The 23,564-nt window shown below is 60.2% G+C and carries 24 protein-coding genes; 10 read left to right on the top strand and 14 right to left on the bottom strand.

All coding sequences use genetic code 11. The features are described 5' to 3' along the window. The first annotated feature begins 330 nt into the window (after positions 1 to 330). Positions 331 to 1,083 carry a FadR/GntR family transcriptional regulator gene (locus FNZ07_RS27225; RefSeq protein ID WP_091019979.1) on the top strand — a complete coding sequence of 251 codons (753 nt, stop codon included), beginning with the start codon at positions 331 to 333 and terminating at the stop codon, positions 1,081 to 1,083. Positions 1,084 to 1,225: 142 nt separating this feature from the next. Here FNZ07_RS27225 and FNZ07_RS27220 read toward each other — a convergent pair whose 3' ends face one another. The 5 genes from FNZ07_RS27220 to FNZ07_RS27200 form a co-directional block, all read right to left on the bottom strand. Beyond that, on the bottom strand, positions 1,226 to 2,836 hold the full coding sequence (locus FNZ07_RS27220; RefSeq protein ID WP_091019981.1) for an aldehyde dehydrogenase (NADP(+)): 1,611 nt from the start codon (positions 2,834 to 2,836) through the stop codon (positions 1,226 to 1,228). An 80-nt stretch (positions 2,837 to 2,916) separates the two neighbouring features. Continuing rightward, positions 2,917 to 3,828 carry a 5-dehydro-4-deoxyglucarate dehydratase gene (kdgD, locus tag FNZ07_RS27215; RefSeq protein ID WP_091019983.1) on the bottom strand — a complete coding sequence of 304 codons (912 nt, stop codon included), beginning with the start codon at positions 3,826 to 3,828 and terminating at the stop codon, positions 2,917 to 2,919. A gap of 234 nt (positions 3,829 to 4,062) precedes the next feature. Beyond that, positions 4,063 to 4,947, bottom strand: a complete 885-nt coding sequence (locus FNZ07_RS27210; protein ID WP_091019985.1) for a 2-hydroxy-3-oxopropionate reductase — start codon at positions 4,945 to 4,947, stop codon at positions 4,063 to 4,065. A gap of 65 nt (positions 4,948 to 5,012) precedes the next feature. Beyond that, positions 5,013 to 6,275, bottom strand: coding sequence for a glucarate dehydratase family protein (locus tag FNZ07_RS27205; RefSeq protein ID WP_091019987.1), 1,263 nt, complete (start codon positions 6,273 to 6,275; stop codon positions 5,013 to 5,015). Next, positions 6,272 to 7,321 carry a LacI family DNA-binding transcriptional regulator gene (locus FNZ07_RS27200; RefSeq protein WP_091019988.1) on the bottom strand — a complete coding sequence of 350 codons (1,050 nt, stop codon included), beginning with the start codon at positions 7,319 to 7,321 and terminating at the stop codon, positions 6,272 to 6,274. The genes FNZ07_RS27205 and FNZ07_RS27200 overlap by 4 nt, the downstream gene beginning before the upstream one ends. A 112-nt stretch (positions 7,322 to 7,433) precedes the next feature. Here FNZ07_RS27200 and FNZ07_RS27195 point away from each other — a divergent pair, with 112 nt between their 5' ends. From FNZ07_RS27195 to FNZ07_RS27185, 3 genes are read left to right on the top strand one after another with little or no spacing between them, the layout of a single operon-like run. Beyond that, a complete protein-coding gene (locus FNZ07_RS27195) occupies positions 7,434 to 8,225 on the top strand; it encodes an HpcH/HpaI aldolase family protein (protein WP_091019989.1) in 792 nt (263 codons plus the stop codon). Continuing rightward, the gene (locus FNZ07_RS27190) at positions 8,222 to 9,073 is read left to right on the top strand and encodes an NAD-dependent epimerase/dehydratase family protein (protein WP_091019990.1); all 852 of its coding nucleotides are present in this window, start codon (positions 8,222 to 8,224) and stop codon (positions 9,071 to 9,073) included. Before FNZ07_RS27195 ends, FNZ07_RS27190 begins: the two co-directional genes overlap by 4 nt. Positions 9,074 to 9,087: 14 nt before the next feature. Then, positions 9,088 to 10,005, top strand: a complete 918-nt coding sequence (locus tag FNZ07_RS27185; protein ID WP_091019991.1) for an SMP-30/gluconolactonase/LRE family protein — start codon at positions 9,088 to 9,090, stop codon at positions 10,003 to 10,005. A 15-nt stretch (positions 10,006 to 10,020) separates the two neighbouring features. On the opposite strand, the gene FNZ07_RS27180 is transcribed toward FNZ07_RS27185, so the two are convergent. Both FNZ07_RS27180 and FNZ07_RS27175 read right to left on the bottom strand, forming a co-directional pair. Continuing rightward, entirely contained in the window at positions 10,021 to 10,824 is an 804-nt protein-coding gene (locus FNZ07_RS27180; protein ID WP_091019992.1) for an SGNH/GDSL hydrolase family protein, read from the bottom strand. A gap of 40 nt (positions 10,825 to 10,864) precedes the next feature. Next, entirely contained in the window at positions 10,865 to 11,620 is a 756-nt protein-coding gene (locus FNZ07_RS27175) for a hypothetical protein (RefSeq protein WP_143098176.1), read from the bottom strand. Between the two features lie 346 nt (positions 11,621 to 11,966). On the opposite strand from FNZ07_RS27175, the gene FNZ07_RS27170 reads away from it, so the two are divergent. Next, positions 11,967 to 12,641, top strand: a complete 675-nt coding sequence (locus FNZ07_RS27170; RefSeq protein WP_091019994.1) for a type 1 glutamine amidotransferase domain-containing protein — start codon at positions 11,967 to 11,969, stop codon at positions 12,639 to 12,641. A 100-nt stretch (positions 12,642 to 12,741) separates the two neighbouring features. Further along, positions 12,742 to 13,017 (top strand): hypothetical protein, encoded by a 276-nt coding sequence (locus FNZ07_RS27165; RefSeq protein WP_091020210.1) that lies wholly within the window; start codon positions 12,742 to 12,744, stop codon positions 13,015 to 13,017. A 70-nt stretch (positions 13,018 to 13,087) separates the two neighbouring features. Here FNZ07_RS27165 and FNZ07_RS27160 read toward each other — a convergent pair whose 3' ends face one another. Continuing rightward, entirely contained in the window at positions 13,088 to 13,612 is a 525-nt protein-coding gene (locus tag FNZ07_RS27160; protein ID WP_091019995.1) for a hypothetical protein, read from the bottom strand. A 129-nt stretch (positions 13,613 to 13,741) separates the two neighbouring features. Beyond that, positions 13,742 to 14,539: a glycosyltransferase family 2 protein gene (locus tag FNZ07_RS27155; RefSeq protein ID WP_091019998.1), complete on the bottom strand. Its 798-nt coding sequence runs from the start codon at positions 14,537 to 14,539 to the stop codon at positions 13,742 to 13,744. Between the two features lie 616 nt (positions 14,540 to 15,155). Here FNZ07_RS27155 and FNZ07_RS27150 point away from each other — a divergent pair. The 4 genes from FNZ07_RS27150 to FNZ07_RS27135 all read left to right on the top strand — a co-directional run bounded on the left by FNZ07_RS27150 (position 15,156) and on the right by FNZ07_RS27135 (position 17,693). Further along, the gene (locus FNZ07_RS27150; RefSeq protein ID WP_091020002.1) at positions 15,156 to 15,935 is read left to right on the top strand and encodes a hypothetical protein; all 780 of its coding nucleotides are present in this window, start codon (positions 15,156 to 15,158) and stop codon (positions 15,933 to 15,935) included. A gap of 114 nt (positions 15,936 to 16,049) precedes the next feature. Continuing rightward, positions 16,050 to 16,703, top strand: coding sequence for a hypothetical protein (locus tag FNZ07_RS27145; protein ID WP_091020004.1), 654 nt, complete (start codon positions 16,050 to 16,052; stop codon positions 16,701 to 16,703). A 31-nt stretch (positions 16,704 to 16,734) separates the two neighbouring features. Continuing rightward, on the top strand, positions 16,735 to 17,127 hold the full coding sequence (locus tag FNZ07_RS27140; protein WP_091020006.1) for a hypothetical protein: 393 nt from the start codon (positions 16,735 to 16,737) through the stop codon (positions 17,125 to 17,127). Between the two features lie 2 nt (positions 17,128 to 17,129). After that, positions 17,130 to 17,693, top strand: a complete 564-nt coding sequence (locus FNZ07_RS27135) for an HD domain-containing protein (protein ID WP_091020009.1) — start codon at positions 17,130 to 17,132, stop codon at positions 17,691 to 17,693. 34 nt (positions 17,694 to 17,727) lie between these two features. On the opposite strand, the gene FNZ07_RS27130 is transcribed toward FNZ07_RS27135, so the two are convergent. From FNZ07_RS27130 to FNZ07_RS27110, 5 genes are all read right to left on the bottom strand, one after another. After that, positions 17,728 to 17,976 (bottom strand): hypothetical protein, encoded by a 249-nt coding sequence (locus FNZ07_RS27130; protein ID WP_091020011.1) that lies wholly within the window; start codon positions 17,974 to 17,976, stop codon positions 17,728 to 17,730. After that, complete coding sequence (locus FNZ07_RS27125; RefSeq protein WP_091020014.1) at positions 17,976 to 19,295, bottom strand: PAAR domain-containing protein; 1,320 nt, start codon at positions 19,293 to 19,295, stop codon at positions 17,976 to 17,978. Before FNZ07_RS27125 ends, FNZ07_RS27130 begins: the two co-directional genes overlap by 1 nt. Beyond that, positions 19,292 to 20,116, bottom strand: coding sequence for a DcrB-related protein (locus FNZ07_RS27120; protein ID WP_245811747.1), 825 nt, complete (start codon positions 20,114 to 20,116; stop codon positions 19,292 to 19,294). The genes FNZ07_RS27125 and FNZ07_RS27120 overlap by 4 nt, the downstream gene beginning before the upstream one ends. A 119-nt stretch (positions 20,117 to 20,235) precedes the next feature. Beyond that, positions 20,236 to 20,679, bottom strand: a complete 444-nt coding sequence (locus FNZ07_RS27115) for a hypothetical protein (RefSeq protein WP_091020019.1) — start codon at positions 20,677 to 20,679, stop codon at positions 20,236 to 20,238. 88 nt (positions 20,680 to 20,767) lie between these two features. Continuing rightward, complete coding sequence (locus FNZ07_RS27110; RefSeq protein WP_091020021.1) at positions 20,768 to 23,485, bottom strand: type VI secretion system Vgr family protein; 2,718 nt, start codon at positions 23,483 to 23,485, stop codon at positions 20,768 to 20,770. Between the last annotated feature and the right edge of the window lie 79 nt (positions 23,486 to 23,564).

Here is a 23,564-nt window from a genome sequence, read left to right as displayed (position 1 = left end):
GTTCGCGGGCGACGGGGTCTTGCGGGGAGGTCGTGCCCACGCGCTGGTTCAGTTCGGTCATGGCGATAGATACCGGTGCCGGGGCAGGGCGCCGGGTGTCTCCTTCAAGATGCGCGACAGTGCAGGTAATGCATGGTGGCCGGGGTGGCGCGGGTACCTGGAGGCGCAGGGAGTTGCGTTGCAGGCCGCACACGGCGCTGCGCCGCGGACGAACCCGCAGACGGATTCACGGGTAAATCATCAGTCATCAGATGACATCTGACGCAGTATAATGAATCGCAGTTGTTCGCTCAAAGCCCATGTAAACCCTCACGATCAACGAACGCCGCCATGTCCGTGCCTACTCTTCCTGTTGCGCCGCGCCGTCGCATGCGTAGCCTCGCGCAAGACGTCGTCGATGCGCTCTCTGCGCAAATCCAGGCGGGCGCCCTGCGCCCCGGCGACAAGCTGCCGACCGAGACCGAAGTGATGGTCGCGCAGGGGGTGAGCCGCACCGTCGTACGCGAGGCGATTTCGCGTATGCAGGCGAGCGGTCTCGTCGAAACGCGACACGGCATCGGCAGTTTCGTGCTGGACCGTGTGCATAGTTCGGTCGGTATCGACCCGGCGACGATCACCACGATCCGCGACGTGCTCGCGATCCTCGAAGTACGGATCAGCCTCGAGAGCGAATGCGCGAGTCTCGCTGCGCAGCGCGCTACTGCAGAGGATCTGGTCGGATTGCGGCGCGCGCTCGATGCCATCGCGGTAGCGGCGCACGCGGGTGTCGATACGGTCGCGCCCGACTATCAGTTCCATCTGCAGATCGCACGCGTGACCGGCAACCGCTATTTCGTCGAGATCATGTCGCAGCTCGGCGCGACGCTCATTCCGCGGGCGCGCGTCAATTCCGCGGGCATCGCCGGCGACGATCTCGATCGCTACATGGCGCGGCTCAATCACGAGCATGAAGACATCTATGAAGCGATCGCACGGCATGATCCCGAAGCGGCGCGTGCTGCGATGCGCACGCATCTGACGAAGAGCCGCGAGCGCTTGCGGCGCGCCAACGAAGAAGCGGAAGGGACGGGGCAGGCTGGCTGAGCGGTAGTTCGCCGCGCTTCCTTGCGTCGTAGGGCGCTTAGTCATCTCATCTGACGTCATACTCTCTTTTGCGCATATCTTGAACCGGTGGTACGCGAAGCGCATACCGCCGGTATTCAGCCACTTCCCACCCGGTCGCAAACTATCGCTGCGCGAATGTGCCGTCGCTGAGCCGCCAGAGCTGCAACGGATTACCGTCGCGCAACGCCTCGGGCAGCAGTTCGGCAGGCAGATCCTGATAGCAGACCGGACGCAGAAAGCGCTCGATCGCGCTCGATCCCACCGACGTCGCACGACTATCGGACGTCGCCGGAAACGGTCCACCGTGCACCATCGCATGACACACCTCGACGCCGGTCGGATATCCGTTCGCGAGAATCCGGCCCGCCTTGCGTTCGAGCACCGGCAGCAAACGGCGCGCGAGCGCGGTATCGGATGCGTTGGTCGTATCGAGATGCAGTGTCGCGGTGAGTTGTCCCTGCAGATGTTCGGCCACACGTAGCAGCGTCGCTTCGTCGCGGCAACGAATGACTGTCGACACCGGGCCGAACACTTCGTCTTCGAGCGCGGACGTCGAGAGGAACGTTTCCGCATCGCAAACGAACAGCGCGCCGCGTGCCTGGTTCGGTCCGCCGGCTGCCGGACCTTCGCCGGCTAACGCGAGGCCGTCGAGCGCACCGAGCTGTTCGACGCCGCTGCGATACGCCGAGTAGATGCCGGCGGTGAGCATCGTTTGTGCGGGTTTGTCGGCGAGTGCATGACGTGCCGCTGCGATGAACGCATCGAGCGCGTCGCCGGCCAGTGCCACGACGAGGCCCGGGTTCGTGCAGAACTGTCCGGCGCCGAGCGAGAGCGAATCCACAAAGCCGCGCGCAATCGCATCGCCGCGCGATGCCAGTGCCGCGGGCAACACGAAGAACGGATTGATGCTGCTCATTTCCGCGTACACCGGAATCGGCTCCGCGCGCGCCGCTGCCGTGCGCACCAGCGACAATCCGCCGTGACGCGAACCCGTGAAGCCGACGGCCTTGATCGCCGGATGCGCGACGAGCGCTTCGCCGACTTCGCTGCCCGCACCGACGATCAGCGAAAACACGCCTTCGGGCAAGCCGCATTGCGCGACTGCCTGCTGCACGACACGGCCGACCAGTTCCGATGTCCCAAGATGAGCGCGGTGCGCCTTGACGACGACCGGACAACCGGCGGCCAGGGCGGACGCGGTATCGCCGCCCGCCACCGAGAACGCGAGCGGGAAATTGCTCGCACCGAATACCGCCACCGGCCCGAGCGGCACGTTCTGCTTGCGCAGGTCGGCGCGCGGCAGCGGCTTGCGTTCGGGCTGCGCGGAATCGAGCGTGGCATCGAGCCAGCGACCATCGCGCACGAGTCCAGCGAACAGCCGCAACTGACCGATCGTGCGGCCGCGTTCGCCTTCGAGTCGCGCTTTCGGCAAGCCGCTTTCGGCATGCGCGCGTTCGATCAACGCGTCGCCGAGTGCGGCGATGCCATCGGCGATCGCTTCGAGAAAACGTGCACGCGATTCGAGCGGCGCTGCACGGTATGTATCGAATGCGGCGGCCGCGAGTTCACAGGCGCGCGCAACATCTTCGCGCGTTCCGCTGTTGAACGTGGGGGTATCGATGGGAGCATCGGTGGCCGGGTTCAGTGCCTGCAGCGGCGCACCGCTGCCGCGCACAGCCGAGCCGCCGATCAGCATTTCGCCGGTCGGCCATCCAGACGACGGATTAGACATGGGTAGTCCTCGTGGAATGCATTGGCTCGTGATGACCGTGGGTTATCACCGGGTCATCGCGAAGCGAAGTTGTCGCAAAGTTATTGCGGTCCCAGCGCCTTGATCAGCGCATCGAGTTGCGCGCATTCGTCTTCGTTGAGATCGGTGAGCGGCGCACGCACCGGGCCGGCATCGCGGCCGACAAGACGCGCACCCGCCTTCACGATGCTGACCGCGTAGCCCGCGCGGCGATTGCGGATCTGCAGGTACGGCAGGAAGAACTGATCGAGCAAACGGCCGGTCGTTTCGTGATCGTCCTCGACGACGGCGCGGTAAAACTCGACAGCTGTCTTCGGAATGAAGTTGAACACCGCCGACGAATACACCGGCACGCCGAGCGCCTTGTACGCGGCTGCATAGACTTCGGCAGTAGGCAGGCCGCCGAGGTACGTGAAGCGATCGCCGAGACGGCGGCGGATCGACACCATCAGTTCGATATCGCCGAGGCCATCCTTGAAGCCGATCAGGTTCGGGCAGCGCTCGGCGAGCCGTTCGAGCGCTTCCGGCTGCAGCTTGCAGGCGCCGCGGTTATACACCACGACACCAATCGATACCGCCTTGCAGACCGCTTCGACATGAGCCGCTACGCCGTCCTGCGACGCTTCGGTCAGGTAGTGCGGCAGCAGCAATATGCCTTGCGCGCCGACCCGCTCGGCTTCCTTCGCAAAGGCGATCGCGGTGCGCGTCGGGCCGCCGGCGCCGGCGAGAATCGGCACCTTGCCGCGGCAGGTCTCGACCGCTGTACGTACGACGTCGGTGAATTCGCCCGGTACCAGCGAGAAGAATTCGCCCGTGCCGCCCGCCGCGAACAGGGCGCTTGCACCGTAAGGCGCGAGCCATTCAAGACGTTCGATATAGGTACGGGGCGCGAAATCGCCGTTCTTGTCGAAATCGGTGACCGGGAACGACAGAAGGCCGGAGGAAAGGGTTTGTTTCAGTTCTTGAGGCGTCATGGCGGCTCGCGTGTTGCGCGCTCCAGCAGGAGCGGGGACGGTGAAAGATGAGAGGTTATTTCAAAACGTCAGTCATCGTACATCATCGACGAAAAGACGGCAATGCGGTCTTGGCGGGAAGGGGCGTTTGTAAGGAGAGGGCCGCGCACCAGAGGTGTGCGCGGCTTTTGTCGAGCCGGCAGGGAGGCGGAGAGCTGGGTCAGGTCGTCGTATATCTGCGGTAAGCGCAGCGGTCTAGGCGACCGTGTGATTCGCCATGATTTCGAGCGCTTTGACCAGCGCCGAATGGTCGAGTTGGCCCGCGTCGTGCGCGCTGCACAGCGTGAACAGTTGCTGGCAGGTGGCGGTGTTCGGCAGCGGTACACCGAGCGCCTTCGCGCCTTCCAGTGCGAGCCCCAGGTCCTTACGATGCAACTCGATCCGGAAGCCGGGGTTGAACGTGCGCTTGATCATCCGCTCGCCGTGCACTTCGAGTATCCGCGACGACGCGAAGCCGCCCATCAGCGCTTCGCGCACGCGCGCCGGATCTGCGCCGGCCTTCGATGCGAACAGCAGCGCTTCGCCGACCGCTTCGATCGTCAGCGCCACGATGATCTGGTTGGCGACCTTGCAGGTCTGCCCCGCACCGACGTCGCCAACGAGCGTGATGTTCTTGCCCATCAGTTCGAACAGCGGCTTCACACGGGCGAACGCAGCGTCGCTGCCGCCGACCATGATCGTCAGCGATGCGGCCTTCGCACCGACTTCGCCGCCCGACACGGGCGCATCGAGATAATCGCAACCGAGCGCCGCGATCTTCTCCGCGAATGCCTTGGTCTGCAGCGGCGCAATCGAGCTCATGTCGATCACTGTCTTGCCCTTACTCAAACCGTGCGCAATGCCGTCGGTGCCGAACAGCACGGCTTCGACGTCGGGCGTATCGGGCAGCATCGTGATCACGATGTCGGCCTGCTGGGCGACCTCCTTCGGCGAACTGCACGACGTTGCGCCACCATCGGCGAGTTCCGTCGGCAGCGCGCCATTGCGCTTGTAAACAAACAGCGCGTGACCGCCCGCCTGCAGATTGCGCGCCATGGGGGCGCCCATGATGCCGAGTCCGATAAAACCGATCTTTGCCATGATTGTCTTCCGTGCGGGTATGAGGTTGTGTGAAGTAGGGCAGAGCCGTCACAAGCGCGAAGCCGTCAGAAACGCGGCCTGCGCAGTGACCAGTCGGGGCGAAGTTTGCGCATCTGCGTGGCGTCGTCGCGATTGACGAGGCCGCAGCGCAGATATTGCTCGTGCAGCGCACCGAGCGCATCGTGGTCCAGCTCGACGCCAAGCCCCGGCTCATCGGTAACGCTCACGCAGCCGCCGGTAATCGCCACCTTGCCGCCCTTGATGACTTCCTCGTTTTGCCACGGATAGTGCGTGTCGCACGCGTAGGTCAGATTCGGCACGGCCGCTGCGAGGTGCGACATCGCCATCAAGCTGATGCCGAGATGCGAATTCGAATGCATCGACAGGCCGAGGCCGAACGTGTCGCACATTGCCGCGAGCGTCTGGGTGGCGCGTAGACCGCCCCAGTAATGATGATCGGAGAGCACGATCTGCACGCCGTTCAAGGCGATGTTGCGACGAAACTCGGTCAGGTTCGTGACGACCATGTTGGTTGCGAGCGGCAAGCCGGTTGCCTTGTGCAACGCGGCCATACCGTCGAGTCCCGGTGTCGGGTCTTCGTAGTATTCGAGGTCGCCCTGCAACTGCTTCGCCATGCGGATCGCGGTATCGAGCGACCAGTTCGCGTTCGGGTCGATACGCAGCGGATGATCCGGAAACGCGCGCTTGAGCGCCTTCAGGCATGCAACTTCGTGTTCGGGATCGAGCGCACCGGCCTTCAGCTTGATACTGCCGAAACCATACCGGTCGATCATCGTGCGTGCCTGCGTCACGAGCTGTGTCTCGTCGAGTGTCTCGCCCCATGCGTCGGGCTGATAAGACGGATCGATGTCGCTGGCGAACTTGAAGAATAGATACGCCGAAAACGGCACCTGCCGACGCACCGCGCCACCGAGCAGCTCATGCACGGGAATACCAAGCGAGCGCGCCTGAAGATCGAGAAAAGCGACCTCGAAAGCGCCGAAAATTTTCTGGTCCGCGTGGCTTGCCTGCGAGCCCGGCGATACATCGAGTTCGACGCCGCGCACCGCCGATCTCCCCGCCGCGTGTACGCGCTGCCACAGTCCGGTCAGGTCGAACGGGCTCAGACCCGTCAGGCTGTTCTTCACGCGCGTGAGGCTGTCCAGCACCGGCTTGTCGCCATACGTTTCGCCAAGACCGACGAGCCCGTTGTCGGCCTCGACTTCGATGATCGAGCGTAGTGCGTAAGGCTCGTGCACACCGCTCGCATTGAGCAATGGCGAGTCGCTGACCGCGATCGGGGTAATACGGACGGTGGCGATTTTCATCGGCTGTCTCCGTTTCTGGTTGGCGTAGTGAGGGCGGGTGCCGTGTCGCTGGAAGCGGTGCGGCGTAGCGTGGAATCGCGTGCAACGAGGCGCGGTTCGAGCGGCGAATACCCGGCATCGCTCTTGCCCGCCAGCGCATCGATCAGTTTGTGCATCGCCAGTTCGCCGAGTTTCTCGCTTTGCAGATCGACCGTGGTCAGTGCCGGTGACGTGTACTCGCCGTACGGCACGTTATCGAAACCCGCAACCGAGATGTCTTCAGGCAATGCGAAACCGAGCGCACGTGCCTCCTTCATGAACCCGAGCGCGATCAGATCGTTGTAGCAAATGAGCGCATCGGGGCGCTCCGGTCCCAGCATGATCGACGAACACGCGCGCTCGCCCGCCTGCGGCGACGGTGTATGGCCTTCGTAAAGCGCGGCGGTAAGGCCATGCTCCGCGAGACAGCTTTGCATGCCGCGAATCCGCTCATCGTTCCAGCGCGATTGCCCGAAGCCGAGATAGGCGAAGCGCCGATGTCCCTGGTTCACGAGATGGCGCGTCAGCATGTAGGCTGCGAGGTAACTGTCGGTGCCGACGCATGGAATAGGGAAATGACGATTGCTGCCGAACAGGACGATCGGTTTGTGCAGGTCGAGCATCCATTGCACGGAGTCGTCCGGTATCCGCGAACTGACGATCAAACCGTCGACGCGTTGTGCGAGTGCTTCGATGAGCGGTCGCTCGCGGGTCTGGTTTTCTTCGGTATCGACGAGCAGCAGCGTGTAGCCGTGCTCGATTGCCACGCGGTTCGCACCTTTGACGATGTTCGTGAAGTGCGGATTGCGGATGTCGAGAACCGCGAGGCCGATGGCGCGGGTTTCGCCGGTGATCATCGAGCGCGCGAGCGGGTTCGAGCGGTAGCCGAGCTGCTCGATCGCGGCCTTCAGTCGCGCTTCGACGGCGGGCGAGAAACGCTGCACGCCGTTCATGTATTTCGAAACCGTCGCCACCGACACACCGGCGGCAGCGGCGACGTCGCGGATCGTAGAAGAGGTTCTTTTCATCGTTGGAAGGATAACGTTTTCTAACAATATTGCAAATAGTAGTTAAGTCAGCGTGTTGACCGTTGATACTATGGTCGATAACATATGGAAAACGTTTTACATCGGAACCACTATGCAACCCAACCGGTTCAAGGCTCGTCTGCTCGCCGGGCAACAGCAGCTTGGCATCTGGAGCATGCTGGCGAGCAGCAACGTCGTCGAAGTCCTCACGCAGTCCGACTTCGACTGGATCTTGATCGACACCGAGCACGCCGCCAACGAAGTGCCGATGGTGCAGGAGCAATTGCGTGCGGCGGCGCAGTCGACGGTGGCGGCGGTCGTGCGACCCGGCACCAACGACACCGTGCAGATCAAGCGCCTGCTCGACATCGGCGCGCAGACCTTGCTGGTGCCGATGGTCGACACGCAGGAAGACGCGCAGCGCGCGGCCGCCGCCGTGCGCTACCCGCCGGCTGGCATTCGTGGCGTGTCGTCCGCGACGCGGGCCAATCGCTATGGGCGAGACAGCCAGTATTTGCACGAAGCAAACAATGAAGTCTGCCTGCTCGTGCAACTGGAAACCGGCAAGGCGCTGGCGAACCTCGAACAGATCGCGGCGGTGGACGGCGTCGATGCGCTCTTTATCGGGCCGTCGGATCTTGCCGCCGCGCTGGGACATCTCGGCGACTTCCGGCATCCCGACGTGCAAGCGGCGATTCACGATGCGTATGACCGTGCGCATCGCTGCGGCAAGCCGATCGGCATCTTGATGACCGACCCCACGCTCGCCGCGGAGTACCTGCGCATTGGCTTCGATTACGTTGCGCTCGCCACCGACATCGGGTTGCTGCGCAGCGGCGCAGAAGCGACGCTCAAGCACGGCGCCGCGAACATCTCTTCACACCAGGAACAGAGCAAAACATGAGTGACAGCAATCAAGGCGCCGCTGCATCGACCCAGCCGCGCAAACCTTTCGGCCGCATCCTGCTGACGGGCGCCGCCGGCAATCTCGGGCAGCAGTTGCGCGGCGCGCTCTCCGCGTGGGCGGACATCGTGCGCGTGAGCGACGTTGCGCCGCTCGGCGACGCGGCTGCGCACGAAGAACTCGCCGTCGTCGATCTCGCCGATCGCGATGCGGTGCATGCGCTGCTCGAAGGTGTCGACGCAGTGGTTCATCTAGGCGGTATTTCGGTCGAAGCGCCATTCGAGGATCTGCTCGAAGCGAATATTCGCGGCCTGTACAACCTGTACTCGTCGGCGCAGAAGCATGGCGTCAGACGCATCGTGTACGCGAGTTCGAACCACGTGGTCGGCTTTCATCCGACCACATCGGTGGTCGATATCGATGCGCCGTTGCGTCCGGACAGCCTGTATGGCGTGTCGAAATGCTTCGGCGAATCGCTGTCGCGCTACTACTTCGATCGCTTCGGTCTCGAGACGGTGTGTCTGCGTATCGGTTCGTCGTTCGAGCAACCGAAAAACCCGCGCATGCTCGTGACCTACCTGAGCTATCGCGATCTCATCGAACTCGTGCGCTGCTCGCTGTTCACGAATCGCGTGGGCCATGCGATCGTCTATGGCGTGTCGGATAACCGGGCGAAGTGGATCGATAACGCGAAGGCGGCGTTTCTTGGCTTTCATCCGCAGGACAGCTCCATTGAATTCGAGCATCTGTTCCCGGCCGGCGCACCGACCACCGATCTCGACGATCCGACCCAGCGTTATCAGGGCGGCGCGTTCGTGCTTGCGGGGCCAATGGAGCCGAAGCGGTGAGCGCTGCTGTACCCATGCTGCGTGCGGAGCGCGTGGAAGGGCAGGGGCAGGTGCCGGCCACGGTTGGCGAGAGTCCGGTATGGCGGGCCGCGGAACAGGCGTTGTATTGGGTCGATATTCCTGCCCGGAAGATCGTGCGTCTGCGGGTCGATACCGCGACGCGGTCCGAGTGGGTCTTGCCGGAGAAGGTTGCGTGCATCGCGTTCGGTCGTGATGGCAAGGTGCTTGCGGGGTGCGAAAGCGGCTTGTTCGCGGTGACGTTGCCTGAAGCGGATGTCGGTGTGGATGCACCGGCACGCGCGCTCGTGACGAAACTAGCCGCACCGGTTTTCTCCGCACCCGACATGCGCTTCAACGACGGTCGATGTGATCGGCAGGGACGCTTCTGGGCGGGCACGATGGTGCAGGACATGGCGGCAGCGGTTCCGGCAGGCGCGCTATATCGCTTCGATGAACGCGGTGTGCTGTCGGCGCCCGTTATCGAAGCGCTGATCGTGCAGAACGGGCTCGCGTGGTCGCCCGATGGCCGCACGATGTATCTGTCGGACTCGCATCCTTCGCGCCGCCTGGTGTGGACCTTCGATTACGACATCGACGAAGGCCGACCGCATAACCGGCGCGTTTTCGCCGATTTGCATCGCTATGAGGGGCGCCCCGACGGCGCGGCCATCGATGTGGATGGCTGCTACTGGATCTGCGCAAACGATGCGGGCCGGGTGTTGCGCTTCACACCCGACGGCACGCTCGATCGTCAGATCGAAGTGCCCGCGATCAAGCCCGCCATGTGTGCGTTCGGTGGACGCGAACTCGATACGCTGTTCGTGACGTCGATTCGACCCGGTGTGGGAGCGACCGAGCACGATGGGCATCTGTTTGCCGTGCGACCTGGCGTGCAAGGGTGTGCAGAGGCGGATTACGCGGGCGCGTTGTGAACGATCCTTCGGTCGTCAGTTGTTCCCCTGCGTAGGTCGTTGTTCAGCGCCAGCGAGGAAGTTCTTGAGCTGCGAAGTCAGCAGGTCGTATCCATCTTTGGTCAGATGCAGATTGAAGTCGGGGATAAACAGCGGGCACGGGGTCTTGTGTCCGCATTCGAATGCGTCGTGTGCATCGAAAAGCGCGAAGCCGGCGGAGGGTGCTGCCTCTTTCAGTGCGGCGTTCACAGCGCGGATCTTGTCGTCCGCGCCCATCAGGTTCGTGCCCCGCGGCAGAATACTGGTGACGACGATGCGCGCTTGAGGAAAGACCGTGTGGGCCGTTTGAACCACGGTCCTGATTCCCCAATAGATGTCGCAGGTTGGATAGCCGATGTCGTTGGTGCCGATCAGTAGCAGGACATAGCGCGGCGCTTGTGCGTGCCAGTCGAAATTCCGTAGCCGCCACAGGGTGTGTTCCGTTCCATCCTGACCGAAGCCGGCATTAAGCACGGTCATCCCTGTTGCGGACGCGAGCCGTGTTTCGCTCCAACCCTGCATGATCGAATCGCCGAGCGTAATGACTTGATATGAGTGAGCTGCGAGATCGTGCTGGACGGCGGCTTGTTGCTCGATCCACGCGGTGGGGCGAGGAGTGGGTGTCGTGGTAGCGATGGCGGACGATGGCGCGGGGCAGGACATTGCCGGTGCACCGGTCTGCGCGTGCGCTTGAGGTGACAGCAGGGACGTAAGAAGCACTAACGCGCCAATGGGAACGGCAACGGCGCGTCGGTGGATTTCACGTCTGCATGCATTTCGAAACGACAGAAGTCCGAACATGGTTTCTCCTGCTGCCTGGCTTGCACGGAACTTAGCGATATTACTGCTGCTTCGCGAGGAACAGCACGCCGGTCTTCGAAGGTGTTTGCAGCATCGCGTGCAGCACACCGGGGTTCCAGATCATGACAATACCCGTGGCGGTCTGACCGGCATACGTACACGCGGTCGCTCCGAACTGTACCGACATGTCGAAGATGTTTCCGCGAGCGTGAGGGGTAACGGTACCGGTAAACGCACAGCCGTTTGCCTCAGACCCGGTCACTCTGCCTGCCGCGTCGATGGCGAAAGTGGCGGGTGCCTGGCTGGCAGCACCTGACGCGTATCCGCTGTAGTTTCCAGCAAGCGCCTGCAACGAGGGTGTCTGATCGAAATTGGTCTCGTACGACTGATGAGTCGTGATTTTCGTACCGTTGCTGTAGGCGACGGCGGCATCCAGTGTCTGCTTTGCCGCATAGGTGCCGGTCATCGTGACAGCGTTCGTGCCTTGCCCTTCGAGGTTGTAGTCGAATCCGCTACCACCGCTCAGTGCTCCGCCGCTCGACTGGACCGTCCCGACCATAAAGCCCGCGAAGGCGTTGGGTTGTCCTACGCCGCCGTACTGAACGTAGACCGCGCCGGTATCGAGAACAGTCGTGTCTACTGCGCGGTTGTCCGAGGTGAACCCGGTGTACTCACCTGCCGCGGTTGGCGTTGCCGCAGGCGTGTTGTTGTTTCCCTTCCCATCTCCACCACCGCCGCCACCACACCCCGTCAGAACGATTGCCGCTGCTGATGCAGCTGTAATTAGCCTTTTCATTTTTTTCTCCGTGAGCGGCCCGATATCGGGCCGACGGCGAGTGTAATGGTTGGTAACTTTTATGGGAATGACCCGCACGCGAAGATGTGCCAAACCATGCGGCGCTTGAAATATTGCAGGCTCGACGCGAAAAAAACGACCTCCTTAAATACCCGGTCCTGTTTCGCAAATAGACCTATGCTGGAAGTCCTGATAAGCGCTCGACGATTGTCGAAGTGTTGCAGTTGCGTGAAATTGAGCGCGTGACCTGTGCCGGTGGCGATCGACTACCTTCGCGCGATGGACAACACAACGCGTCAGGAATTGCAGGGCACAGCATCGATCCCAAACCTTCGAGGAGCAAACGATGAAGATCCTGATGGTGATGACATCGCATGATCAGTTGGGAAACACCGGCAAGAAAACGGGGTTCTGGCTTGAAGAGTTCGCCGCCCCTTATTACACCTTTCTCGATGCGGGCGCGAACGTTACCGTGTCTTCACCAAAGGGCGGTCAGCCTCCGCTCGACCCGAAGAGCGACACGCCGGAAGGCCAGACGGAGTTGACGCAGCGTTTCAAGGCGGACCCTGCTGCACAGGGAGTTCTCGCTAACACGGTCAAGCTCTCTGACATGAAAGCCGCCGACTACGACGCGATTTTTTACCCCGGCGGTCATGGCCCGATGTGGGATCTGGCCGAGGACAAAGATTCGGCTGCGTTGATCGAAGCGTTCTACACGTCGGGCAAACCCGTTGCTGCGGTCTGTCACGGGCCGTGCGTTTTTCGTCACGTGACGATCGATGGTGAATCGATCGTCAAAGGGCGTCGTGTCACGTGCTTCACGAATACCGAAGAAGAGGCGGTGCAGTTGACCAAGGTTGTTCCATTTCTCGTGGAAGACGAACTGAAACGACTGGGCGGAAAATTCGAGAAGGTGGCCGACTGGCAAAGTTTTGCGATCACCGATGGTTTGCTGGTTACGGGGCAGAACCCGGCGTCTTCGAGAGAGGGTGCGCAGCATCTGCTCGCGCTTTTGACCTGAGCAGGTGGGTGCGGTGACTGACCTGGCGGCGAAACACGTCACCGCGCAGTTGCGCGATAATCTGCGCATGATGTTTTGCGAACCCTGTGAGAGGTCCTTCATGAAAGTCTTTCGTTCTGTTGCCGCGCTGATCGTGTTTGCTGCTGCCTGTTCGTCTGCCTGGTCTGCGACGAGCGTGCCCACCTCGTCCAATACCGCTGCCACCGCACAAAACCCAAGCCGCAGTGCGCCGACTGCGCAGCCCATTCTTAAAGTCGGTGTCACCGATCCCGATACGCAACTGATCTTGCCGTGGTTCCTGACCGACACCATCAATGCGATCAACGCACGCAGTTCGCCCAGCGATCTGCTTCGTAAGCTCGGACACGATCTGTAAGTCTGTCAGATGCCTTCGGCCCGCACGCTGTAGTGGTGGGTCGAAGGAGCTTGGGAACAACAGTTCGGGATCACTTTATTCGCGTCCAGTGAAGCTCTTTGCGGACTTCGTCAAACTCATTGAGAAATGCAGTGACCTCGACTTTTGTGACCTCGGGAACCGGTCGTTGCGCGAACCTCAACTGCTCGGATTGTGACAACTCAAACTGCGCATGATGGACAGTGGACGATTCGAAGCTACTGAGGGTAAGCGTATCGAAGGGGATACCCAGCAGTCTTGCGACGAAGAGAATGAACCGCTCGCCGATGGCATGAGGCGTTACCTTACCGGGCGTGCTCACCGAATAGTGATGGAAAAACCGATCGTCTTCCTGGGTGATCGAGTACATCAATGCCAACCCCGCGGTCGTGACGCGTGCCCTGGGGTCGTCCGGCGGGCGGACTGCGTCGTTGCCGCGTTCCAGTGCGCCGGCTTTTACTTGCGCGACGTTTCGCGCAAACTCTGCGAAATGTGGGTCGGTGAAAATCGCGCGATTATGCCTAACGCTCCACACGACGAAGGCAACTACTAGCAACGCCAGGACTATCCAGGTCATCGTTAGTCCTTCGAATGGAGGTAGGGGTAAGCCTCGTTCCTAGCCGTGAGGGGTACGACGTCAACGTGCGGATATTATTCTTGACGGCCGCTTTTGGGAAAGCGCGCTGTCCAGGTTAGCGTGTGAAGTCTACAGCTCCGGTTGCTGCTTGATGCAGCGTTGGATCTCTTCTGCAATCTCAGCGGCCTGGGCAAAAAAAGCCTCCTGTGCTGCCGCGAGTTCGCCGTTGATTTCAATCTCGTGATATTCCTTCGCCACTACCTGACCGTCCCGCACTTCGTTGCGATCCAGAAAGTAGACGGTGGCACCGCCTTCTTTGGCCCGGTGAATCAGAGCAAGCCGTTCGCAACGAACGAATTGCCAGTGGCGAAACAGGGCGAGTCGATACACTCCGTCTTCCCCGGCAGTAGCATTTCTCCAGGTCGCCGACGTCGGGAATCCTCCTGATGCAAGGAAAATGCTTCGTCGAAATACGATGTTGTTGATAAAGACCAGACTCAGTCCGCGCACCCGTATATCGGATTCGTCGATGCCGAAGCGTTGTGGGATATCGACTATCGCAGCGTGCCCTGAAAGCGCGCCAACGTCGGGATTGGTCAGGAGATGGTCGACCGCGTCCCGGTACCATCCTGCAGCGTGTTCGTCATCCTGATCGAGAAAAGTAAGAAATCTTCCCTGCGCGAGCATGGCGCCAATATTTCTCGCCAGACTCTGGCCGCCGTTACGAGGCAGAAAGAGGTTGCGAATTCGATTGTCACGCGCTGTCAGTTGCGTGATGAACTCGCGTGTTTCGGCATTGCTGTAGTCGTCGACCAGGATCACCTCAACACGTACATCGTGTTGCGCCAGGACGGATTCGACGGCCCGCGTCAGGTTGGTGCGATCGTTATAGGTTGGAATCACACAGCTGATGTCTGGAATGGTCATAAGGTTGCTATGGATTGGTGTGATCTTGATTTGATGGAAAGTACGTCAGCGACAACAAAGTGTGTTGCTAGAAGATCGAGATGGCCTTCCATTACGTAACTTTGCCAGCTGTCGTCGCTGTTTACGCGGCGGTGAAAGGCCCCGGAAAGAGCTTGTTTCACCACGCAGCGCGGTCAATGACGTCATCACATCTGATGTGCCAAAACCCGCCTGCGACACGTGCAGAATATATGTAGTGTAAGAAGCCTTCGGTTTGTTTCAATGCGTTGGCAACAGTGTACGAAATTCCCGATGGCGAGAAGATCTGAAAATTGGCTATGCGCACGAACAGGTGTCGCGCTGCTGGCCGACGCGCCCAAGATAGCAAGACGGCCTCGGGTGCTGACTCGGGTCGTTAATGGGGCATCGACCAGGTGGCCAGTCTCATTCGTCGCGGCATCCCGTCGCGCTCCACCTGCGCAATGCCGGCTCTTTTGTTCGTGAAAACGTGAATCTTTGTGAAAAACGAATGCGATCCTCGAAATGTTTTGGCGGTTGTGATATCAATCTGTAATGTGTGAGTTGGGGCAACGATAGATTGCCGCTTGCTCGTGATGTCAATTGACGAGGATGAGAAATGGATGCCAATGAAGCATTGGGCATAATAGGGTTATTAAGTTCGAACGGGGTTGAGGCTCGACGCCTGTATCTCGCTAATCGCCTTATGGACATAACGGGCGGCGTTATCCAGCATGGTCCAATGAAGGGGTATAACCTGGGGGAATTGGCGACGTGGCGGGTGGCAGATAACAGCGCAAAGATTCTCGGACTGTACGAGCAAGAAATCTGCGAATTACTGGCCGAGCTTGGGAAGACGCGACATACGCTTATCGATCTCGGTGCTGCCGATGGATTTTACGGCGTGGGGATGGTGGCAAGTGGATGCTATCAGACTTCGCATTGCTTTGAGATTGTCGACGAGAGTCGGGATAATATAAGGAAGATTGCCGTGAATGCGGGCGTGGCCGACCGCGTTCATCTCCATGGGGCTGCCACAGAAAATTTCATGTCGGAATTGCAGAGTTACCATGTTGCATTGACCGATAGTGTGGTTCTGTGTGATATCGAGACGCACGAATTTGAGGTTTTTACGGAAGAATGCCTAAAATCACTGTCGAATGCGCACATCATCATTGAAATTCATGATTTTATGATTGCAGATGGGAAAGCGAAGTATGAGGGATTGCTTGCTCGTTCCAGACAATACTTCGAAATACATGAAATCAAAACGGGTGCTCGCGATCTGTCGGCCATTCCTATTCTTTCTGATCATTGGACTGACTCGGATCGATGGCTTCTTTGTTCTGAAAGTCGAGCGAAGCTCATGTCATGGTTGTACCTCCGTCCGCGATCGTAGGTAATTTTTGGGGTGCAGATTGGGTTTTATTTTACGAGGAGCGTCGATGGAATAAATTCAAGAAACATACGGAATAAGCAAAATTATCTTTGACCATATGATCTCGGGATACACATGAATAAGCTTTGGTTTGCGCCGACTGTTCTGTCTTTGCTGGTTGCGGGTAGCGCGTTTGCTCAGTATGTGCCGGCCGGTTCGACCGGAACGACGAATTCTCTTGCCGCTGGCGTCGGGTCACTTACCGAGCGCGACAATGCAGTCGCTGTCGGGGGAAATGCATGGAGCGCGTTTTCTGGTGTCGCAGTTGGTGTCGGCGCCAAAAATGGTAATGACACAGGCGTTGCAATCGGTGTGGGAGCGACGACGGCGGCTGACTTTACAGGCAGCCTGGGTGCGATTGCGATCGGCGGAAACGCCTCTTCGGGTGGCTCGTCGGTTGTGGTGGGTACCGGAGCGAAGGCTACGGATAAAGACTCGGTGATCGTGGGTACGGGGGCGACGGGTGCCTGGCAGGTCGTATCTATTGGACGGCTGTCCGCGGCGGATGCGAATCAGAGTGCCGCCATCGGGATTTCGAGTCATGCGACGTCGACCGCGACGAATTCGGTGGCGCTTGGGGCAAACACGATTGCTACGCAGGCAAATACCGTTGCCGTTGGCAACCGGTCTGTTTCCCAGCTACAGGACGGTGTAGCTGATACGGATGCGGTGACTGTACGTCAGTTGCGTGCGGCGCTGGCGAGCCTCAAAGCAGCTCAGGCCAATTAAGATCAGCTCCTGGACGTCTAACGAAGACTGAATGCGATCGCCCGTCCAGCTCGTTAGCTGGATTCTCGACGACGTGGCTGAAAAAACCCCGCAGGCGCGGGGTTTTTATTTGCCATCACCGATGGTCTGCTGGTCACAGGTCAGAAACCAGCGTCCTCGAGAGAGGGGGCGCAGCATCTGCGTCGTTGCCGCGTTCCAGTGCGCCGGCTTTTACTTGCGCGACGTTTCGCGCAAGCTCTGCGAAATGCCTGTCGGCAAAGATCGCGCGATTCCGCGTAGCGCTCCATACAACGAAGGCAACCACCAGCAACGCTACAAATATTCAGGTCGTCATCCGCCCACCGAAACGGAAGTAGGGATAGCGCGCACAATCACAGGTATTCTGATTGTTCGAACCGAAGAGCGCATTTCTGGAATCGGATAAACATGTACCCCAACAATTCTGCTTTGGACCCCCAGTTGTATCCGGACTCCTGGATCGACGCATGGAGATTCGCCGCTAACGTACACCAGGGTCAGAAAGTGCCTGGATCCGATCTGCCGTATGTTTACCACCTGGGTGCGGTAGTGATGGAGTTGCTGGCGGCGCACGCCGAGTCCCCAATTGACGACATCAATCTTGCCGTCGTATGCGGTGCCTTGCACGATACTGTAGAAGATCACGGCATACCAACGGAGACGTTGCGGCAGCGGTTCGGTGCAGCAGTTGCTGCCGGGGTCGAGGCCCTTAGCAAAAACCGCACACTTCCCAAGGATAAGGCGATGGCCGACAGCCTCGAACGCATTCGCCGGCAACCGGCGGCAGTGTGGTGCGTAAAGCTGGCCGACCGGATCGTGAATCTTGCACCGCCACCGTCTCACTGGGCTGCTGAGAAGATTGCCGCATATCGCGAAGAAGCCGGGGTGATATTAAGCACACTAGGTGCGGCTCACGCACCGCTCGCAGCGCGGCTCAACAAAAAGATCGCACTCTATCCGTCTGGCAACTAGCGGATCCGGGTGCTAAAGCAGGGCGGCCGGGTTCTCAACTGTTGCGGTTGTGAGGTGAACCACGCTTGCCGGCAATATAGGCATCTCGTTGAATCTCGTCGCCGAATCGAAGCGCTTCGTTATAGAGGTTATTGTCGGGAGGAACGGGGCCCGACTCCGCTTTGTCGTAAAACTTGCGGTATACCTTACGGTCCTTGTGATCCCATCGGAACATGACTTCCTCGAATGGGTAGTCCACATAGATGTCTTCCCGGCCAAACCGCTCGTCTTTTTTAATGCCCATCAGTTTTTTGCTCCCGCTCTGATTGCATTGTAGTAGTCCCTGCTTTGCTGGGCCAGTGACTGGGCCTCGGGGCTGTTCGGGTCATCAAGTACGCGGTATTGCTCGTATAGATCGTGTCCCATGCCGCTAGGTAGGCCAGTCTTCTGTTGCATATCGTTAAATCCGTCTTCACCGAGAATGCTCTTCGCCACTTCGGGTGGTCCCTTCGCATAGATCATTTCAGGGGAGTTCACCTGTATCTCGCCAGTCAGACCGTTGCTGGTTTTAAGCGTCGAATTGACACCGCTATACCCCATCGGGTCTGTCTCCGCGGAGATAACTTTTGTCGATGCACCTGCGTCCTGCAATTGCGAAGTGACAGCGGGAATCTGGTCGTCGGGCACCACGATGGTGTTCCGGACAAGGTCCTTGATTCTGGTGGGATCGCCTTCATAGTCCTGATCGATCTTCGCTTGCGCGCGCGCCATGGACTTGATGGGTGCCTCGACAACCCTGCCGCCATTCTCATCGGCGATCTGTCCTGCAAGATTATCGATTTCGACCTTTGCTGCAGGTGCCTTCTGGTAGAGGTCGCTGAGCGTAACGGGTGGTTTTTCTTCGAACAACCCCGCACTCTTTCCCCCAGCAAGACCACCGATAAGACCACCAGCCAGCATCGACCACTTCTGGCCATCAGACCCCTCGCCGAAGAAATGACCGCCGATCGCGGAACCCAGCAACCCTCCACCAATCCCGCCGACGGTTCCCAGAAATGCGGCAAGCGGAGCGGCAAGCACAAAGGCGGCTGCAACACCGACGGCCAGCATCGTCAGGTTGACCCATTCAGGAACCTCCGGGCTGATGTCGTCGGTGGTAGCCGTTGCTCCGCCCACCAGGACATTCGGCGAGCCCGCGTTGATGATCGCGCTGCACGTGAGCTTGTCTTCCTTCCTGCTCGCCGGCCACCCGTTGATATACACCGTCAACGAACCCTGCGCGACGATCTGCGGCGGTCCCGAATGATCGGTGCATGTGCCCAGGCTCAGGTGCGCGCGTATTGCTGCCTTGCCGTTGACAAATACATTCGACGAGCCTCGTACCAGGCTACCGGTCACATGCCGTGGAGCCCACGACATTGTGCCGAGGACTTCTCCCAGGCCGCCGCCGGCGACGGCACCGGCCGCAATCGCCGCGACCACGACAAGTGCGGCACCACCGGTCACCGCCACGATCGCAGCACCGACGATTGCGCCCGCGATGAGGCCCGCGATCATCCATCCTTTTGACGGCGTATGCGCGACCGGGTCCCCCAGTCTCGCCGCGGCGAGCAACTCGCTCACGTGGACTCTCCCCTTGATGGTGGCAGCGTCTCGGCCACGCTGGACAGATAGGCGCGTATGTCGTCGACCGCTGAAAGACCGGTTATCCCTCTCGCTACTTTCACACTGCTCAGGCGATCGCTCAGGGAGCGGTGCTGTCGTGGATCGGCAGTCCAGAGCAGGAATTCCCTGCCATCTGGCGCGTGCCATCCCTTTTGAGCGTCAGGGGCCGGATGCATCACGAGAGGCGCACCCGTTGCACCGTAAAACGATACGTCGCGAAACATCTCCGCGATGTTATGCCGGAAGAGTTCTGTCATGCCCGACAGGCTGTAGAGCGTTCCGTTCAACTCGTGCAGCACGAAAACGACTCCTACGGTCGACTCGTCAAGCGGTCTGGAAACAAAGGCCGGTCCGTCTTTCCGCCTGAGCGTCGCACTATCGACCAGCTTTGCATATTCCTCGGTCCATTCGGGCGAGAACGCTTTGGGACAGGTTCCAATGAAGCTGATAGCCAGCGGTTTGTCGCCCGCAAGCGGAGACATGACAACGGTCTGGCGCTGGTGAAGCGGCGCACCATCGGAGATCCACCGATAGTCGATCTCCCGTGCGGTTTCGCCATCGACTTCGCGCGTCCGCTGCAGTTTCAGTTCGAAGTGCGGAAGGGCCTTACGCATTTCGGATACGAGTCGCTTCACGAAGGTATCGATGGTGTCGCCTGCCTCCATCGGTGCGCGCGACACGACGAATGTGAAGACGCCGACGCCGGCCCTGTCGACGCTAAAAATATGGAACGTCTTGTCCGTGAAATGCGCAGGCAATTCGATTGCCGCGTCGTTCATCCTGTATTCAGACATGATCCCTGGAGCCCACTCATTGTGAAGTGTTGTCGCAACGTCGAGCGGTCTGTCGTCATTGGTTGGCTCTCGCCACCCACGTGCCAGGCTCCGCTACGCGCAGGTCAGTCGCCCTCGCCCGGGGCGAGCACGACGTAGGCGAGGCAATTCGGCGCGCGTTCCTTGAAACCGAACGACAGCTTGCCCCACGGCAGCGCAGCCGAATGCGTTGTCGCTTCGTCGAGCGAACGGCCGCGCGGGATATCGGTGATCTTGAGGTTGCTGTAGTGCGCGCGTACGGCATCGAGGTTGATGCAGCCGCCTTCGAGGTCGAGCGACAGCAGTCCCGGATGTGCCTGCTCGCTACCGAGCCGCAGGTCGATCTTCGCGATGCGTTCGTTGTCCGCAAGCTGGACAGCATCGGCGCTCTCCAGGAAGACCGTGTACGTATTCCGGTCGACTTCGCGCAAGGGCGTGCCTAGCGCTGTTTCCACCTTCGCTTTCGAGAACGGGAGTTGCGCGACCAACGTGTCGATTGCCTGCCACAGTGTCGTTTTGAGTTGCGTCATGTGTACATCCTGTTCGTTTTGTTTGCCAACCGCATCGCATCCGACGAGCCAGACAGCCAGGCCGAGAATGGGAAGAATTTTTCGCAAACTAATTCTTGGGCGGAAAGTTCTTGTCATACCAGCTTCCGTAGTATTCCCCGTAGGGTTGGTGGGTGTTCGACGTGGTCTCACCCTGTCCGTATTGCGAGCCGATCGCCTGTCGGGCAGCGGCGGCGTTACCGTCCTGCAGGAATTGATCGTAGGCCTTGTTGTAGGCGGGAGCATTGGCGCTGTTGCCCGCGATGCCGATGTCCGGGCCGCCATTGGCGAGGATTTCTCGCTGGGCTCTGATATTGCTCATCGTCGCCGCGCCTTCGTCCGCGAGGGTGCCGTTGACGAAGGCGGTTTTCGACGAATAGTCCGGCGTGTACGGGTACATGGCGTGCCCGGCCTCGTGCGCCAGGGTCTGGGTGGCCATCGACGTGTTGTTCTTCAAATTACCGTCGAGCGAGATGGTCTTCTTGGCGCGATCGGTCGTTGAGCCGCTGCCCGGCGCTCCGTAACTGATTTTAAAACCCGCCTTCTGGAGCGTATCCAGATCCTTCTGCAGCCCCGGAGACTTGGCAGCCAGCGCGTCGACATCGGCGCCCAGTCCCGTCGTCGCAAGCGGGGCAGGGGGCGCAAGCGTGTTCTGGTTGAGATGGATAACCGGACCGTCGATATAAATTCCGCTCGCGTTGATGAGCACGCTCGACGGACCGAGCGACAGCTTGATGCTGTCCGGCAGCATCGTCACGACCCCGGCGCCAACCCGATGCTCGATGCTGTCTGTCGCCTGATGACTCTGTTCACCCGGCCCTGCTTCACCGCCTATCGCCTTCGTGTTGATCGCAGTCGCTGTCGAGGAACGGACCTTCGCAATGGTCTCGGTGAGATTGCCTGTCCCGACGTGCTTGATCACATCGCCTTTGAGGACCTTGATCGTCCGGTTACCGGATTCGATCGTATGAGTCTGATTGTTCTTGACGACGGTATTCATGTCCTTCTGGGCATGGAGATAAAGTTCCTGCGCACCGTTCACGTCGCTCATGCGCAGTTCATTCGAGCCGTCGCCCTTGTGCGTCTGGCTCTTGATCCCCATCGTCTGGCCGCCCGCACCGTGGTACGGATTGCCCTGCTCGCCGTTGTACACGCGGCCAATAATGAGCGGATTGTCAGGGTCTCCCTGATTGAACGACACGTTGACTTCCTGCCCGATCCGCGGGATCGCGGCCGCTCCCCAGCCGTCGCCCGCCCACGGCTGCGAGATCCGTATCCACATGGAGTCCGAACCGTCCATCCTGCCGCGCCGGTCCCAGATGAAATGCAACTTCACGCAACTGCCGTTGGTATGGATCTGCTCGCCCTTCGGCCCGACCACGATCGCCGACTGCGTACCCTGTACAAGCGGTTTCGGTGTCCGCCGTTCCGCCCGGTATGGAATCTTGCTGGGCAGGCAAACGAAGGTGTTACGGTACGGAAGCTCCGCCGCGTGCTGCGTGTAATCGTTCACCGCCTCGTGCCGCACCTGCAGGAACACGTATTCCTGATTGTTCGCTTCCACGGGGTGGCCGGTCACGGTCGTCGTGCCGGCCGTGGTTAGCCGCCATGCGTAGCCGCTGCCGGTGTACCGGTGCGCCTGCGCTTCTTCCGCCTCCATCGCGTAGCGCGCATAGCGAGTGCCGTCGTCGCTGTGGTCGTACAGCGACTGATGTTCGTAACGTTCTGTCTGATCCAGCAGGGCGTGCTGGGAATTCTGCGGTATTGCATCGACCTTCATCAACGGCGACGACGGGTTCTGGTGATTGAAGTCCTGGAACGTAACCTTGCCGACGCCGAAGTGACGTCCTTCATTGAGCCGGTCGATGCAGCCTTCGATCTTGCTGGCGTCGCTGGTCGAATACGCCAGCGTCTTGAGCCCGTCGATCGGCTGGAACAGATAGTTCATGTCGCCGATCGCGAGCATGTGCTTGTCTTTCTCGTACCGGTGCGTCCAGATCAGTCCTTCCTGCTCCATCAATCGTGCGCAGAAGTTGTAGTACGACTCCTGGTACATCACGATGTATTCGATCGGCTTGGGCGTGATCCGCAGGTGGAATACGAAATCGGAAAAACCATGTTCCTGGAAAATCTGCGCGAGGATGTCCCGCGCGGTCAGATTCTGGAAGATCCGGCAATCGGTCGAGCGCGTGAGTAGCGCGAACCACGGGACAACCGTCATCTGGTATTGCGTGACCTTGCCCGGATTGCCGACCCGGTCGAACGACATGACGTAACCATCGAAGTACCGGAAATCGTCCTCGCTCGAGCTCGACGCGACGACCCGTCCGAGCATCGATTGCGGCGGCTGGTGGCTCAGCCTGACCTTCACCCGCTGGCCGATCAGGGCGTCGCCTGAGAGGTCGTGCTTGTGCGCCAGCAGGTCCAGGTGCATCGCCGGCAGGGCATTGACGTTTTCGTCGATGACCGCCGCGCTGACCAGCAGTACGTCAGGCCCAAGCGGTGTTTCGAGCGTGACATAGCGGTTTTCCTGCGTCAGCCGGGCAGGACCGCCGGCCGCGCTGTTGATCGTGCCGGCGATCGACTCGGGCGTTTTGCCCAGCAGGGAGAAGCCCGTGTGCGCAAGCTGCGCTGCGCGCTGCAGGGTGTTGACCTGGCTGACCAACCCTCCCAGCGGCCCCAGATGGCTGGCCACACCCGAGGCGAGCGAGCCTGCCAGCCCGCCAAGTGAATTGCCGATACCGGGCAGACTGCCGCCCGGTGCATCGTTACTGGAGCCGAAACTCATGGTTCATTTCCTTTCAGACGCGGCCGTGTCGCGCTTCCGGATTCCACCGGGCAGCGGGCAACGTGGCCCCGGCGGAAAA

This window comes from Paraburkholderia megapolitana, assembly GCF_007556815.1.
GTDB classification, from domain to species: Bacteria; Pseudomonadota; Gammaproteobacteria; order Burkholderiales; family Burkholderiaceae; genus Paraburkholderia; species Paraburkholderia megapolitana.
Note: the sequence above shows the minus strand (reverse complement) of the source record. Positions and strands in the feature narration are given on the sequence as shown.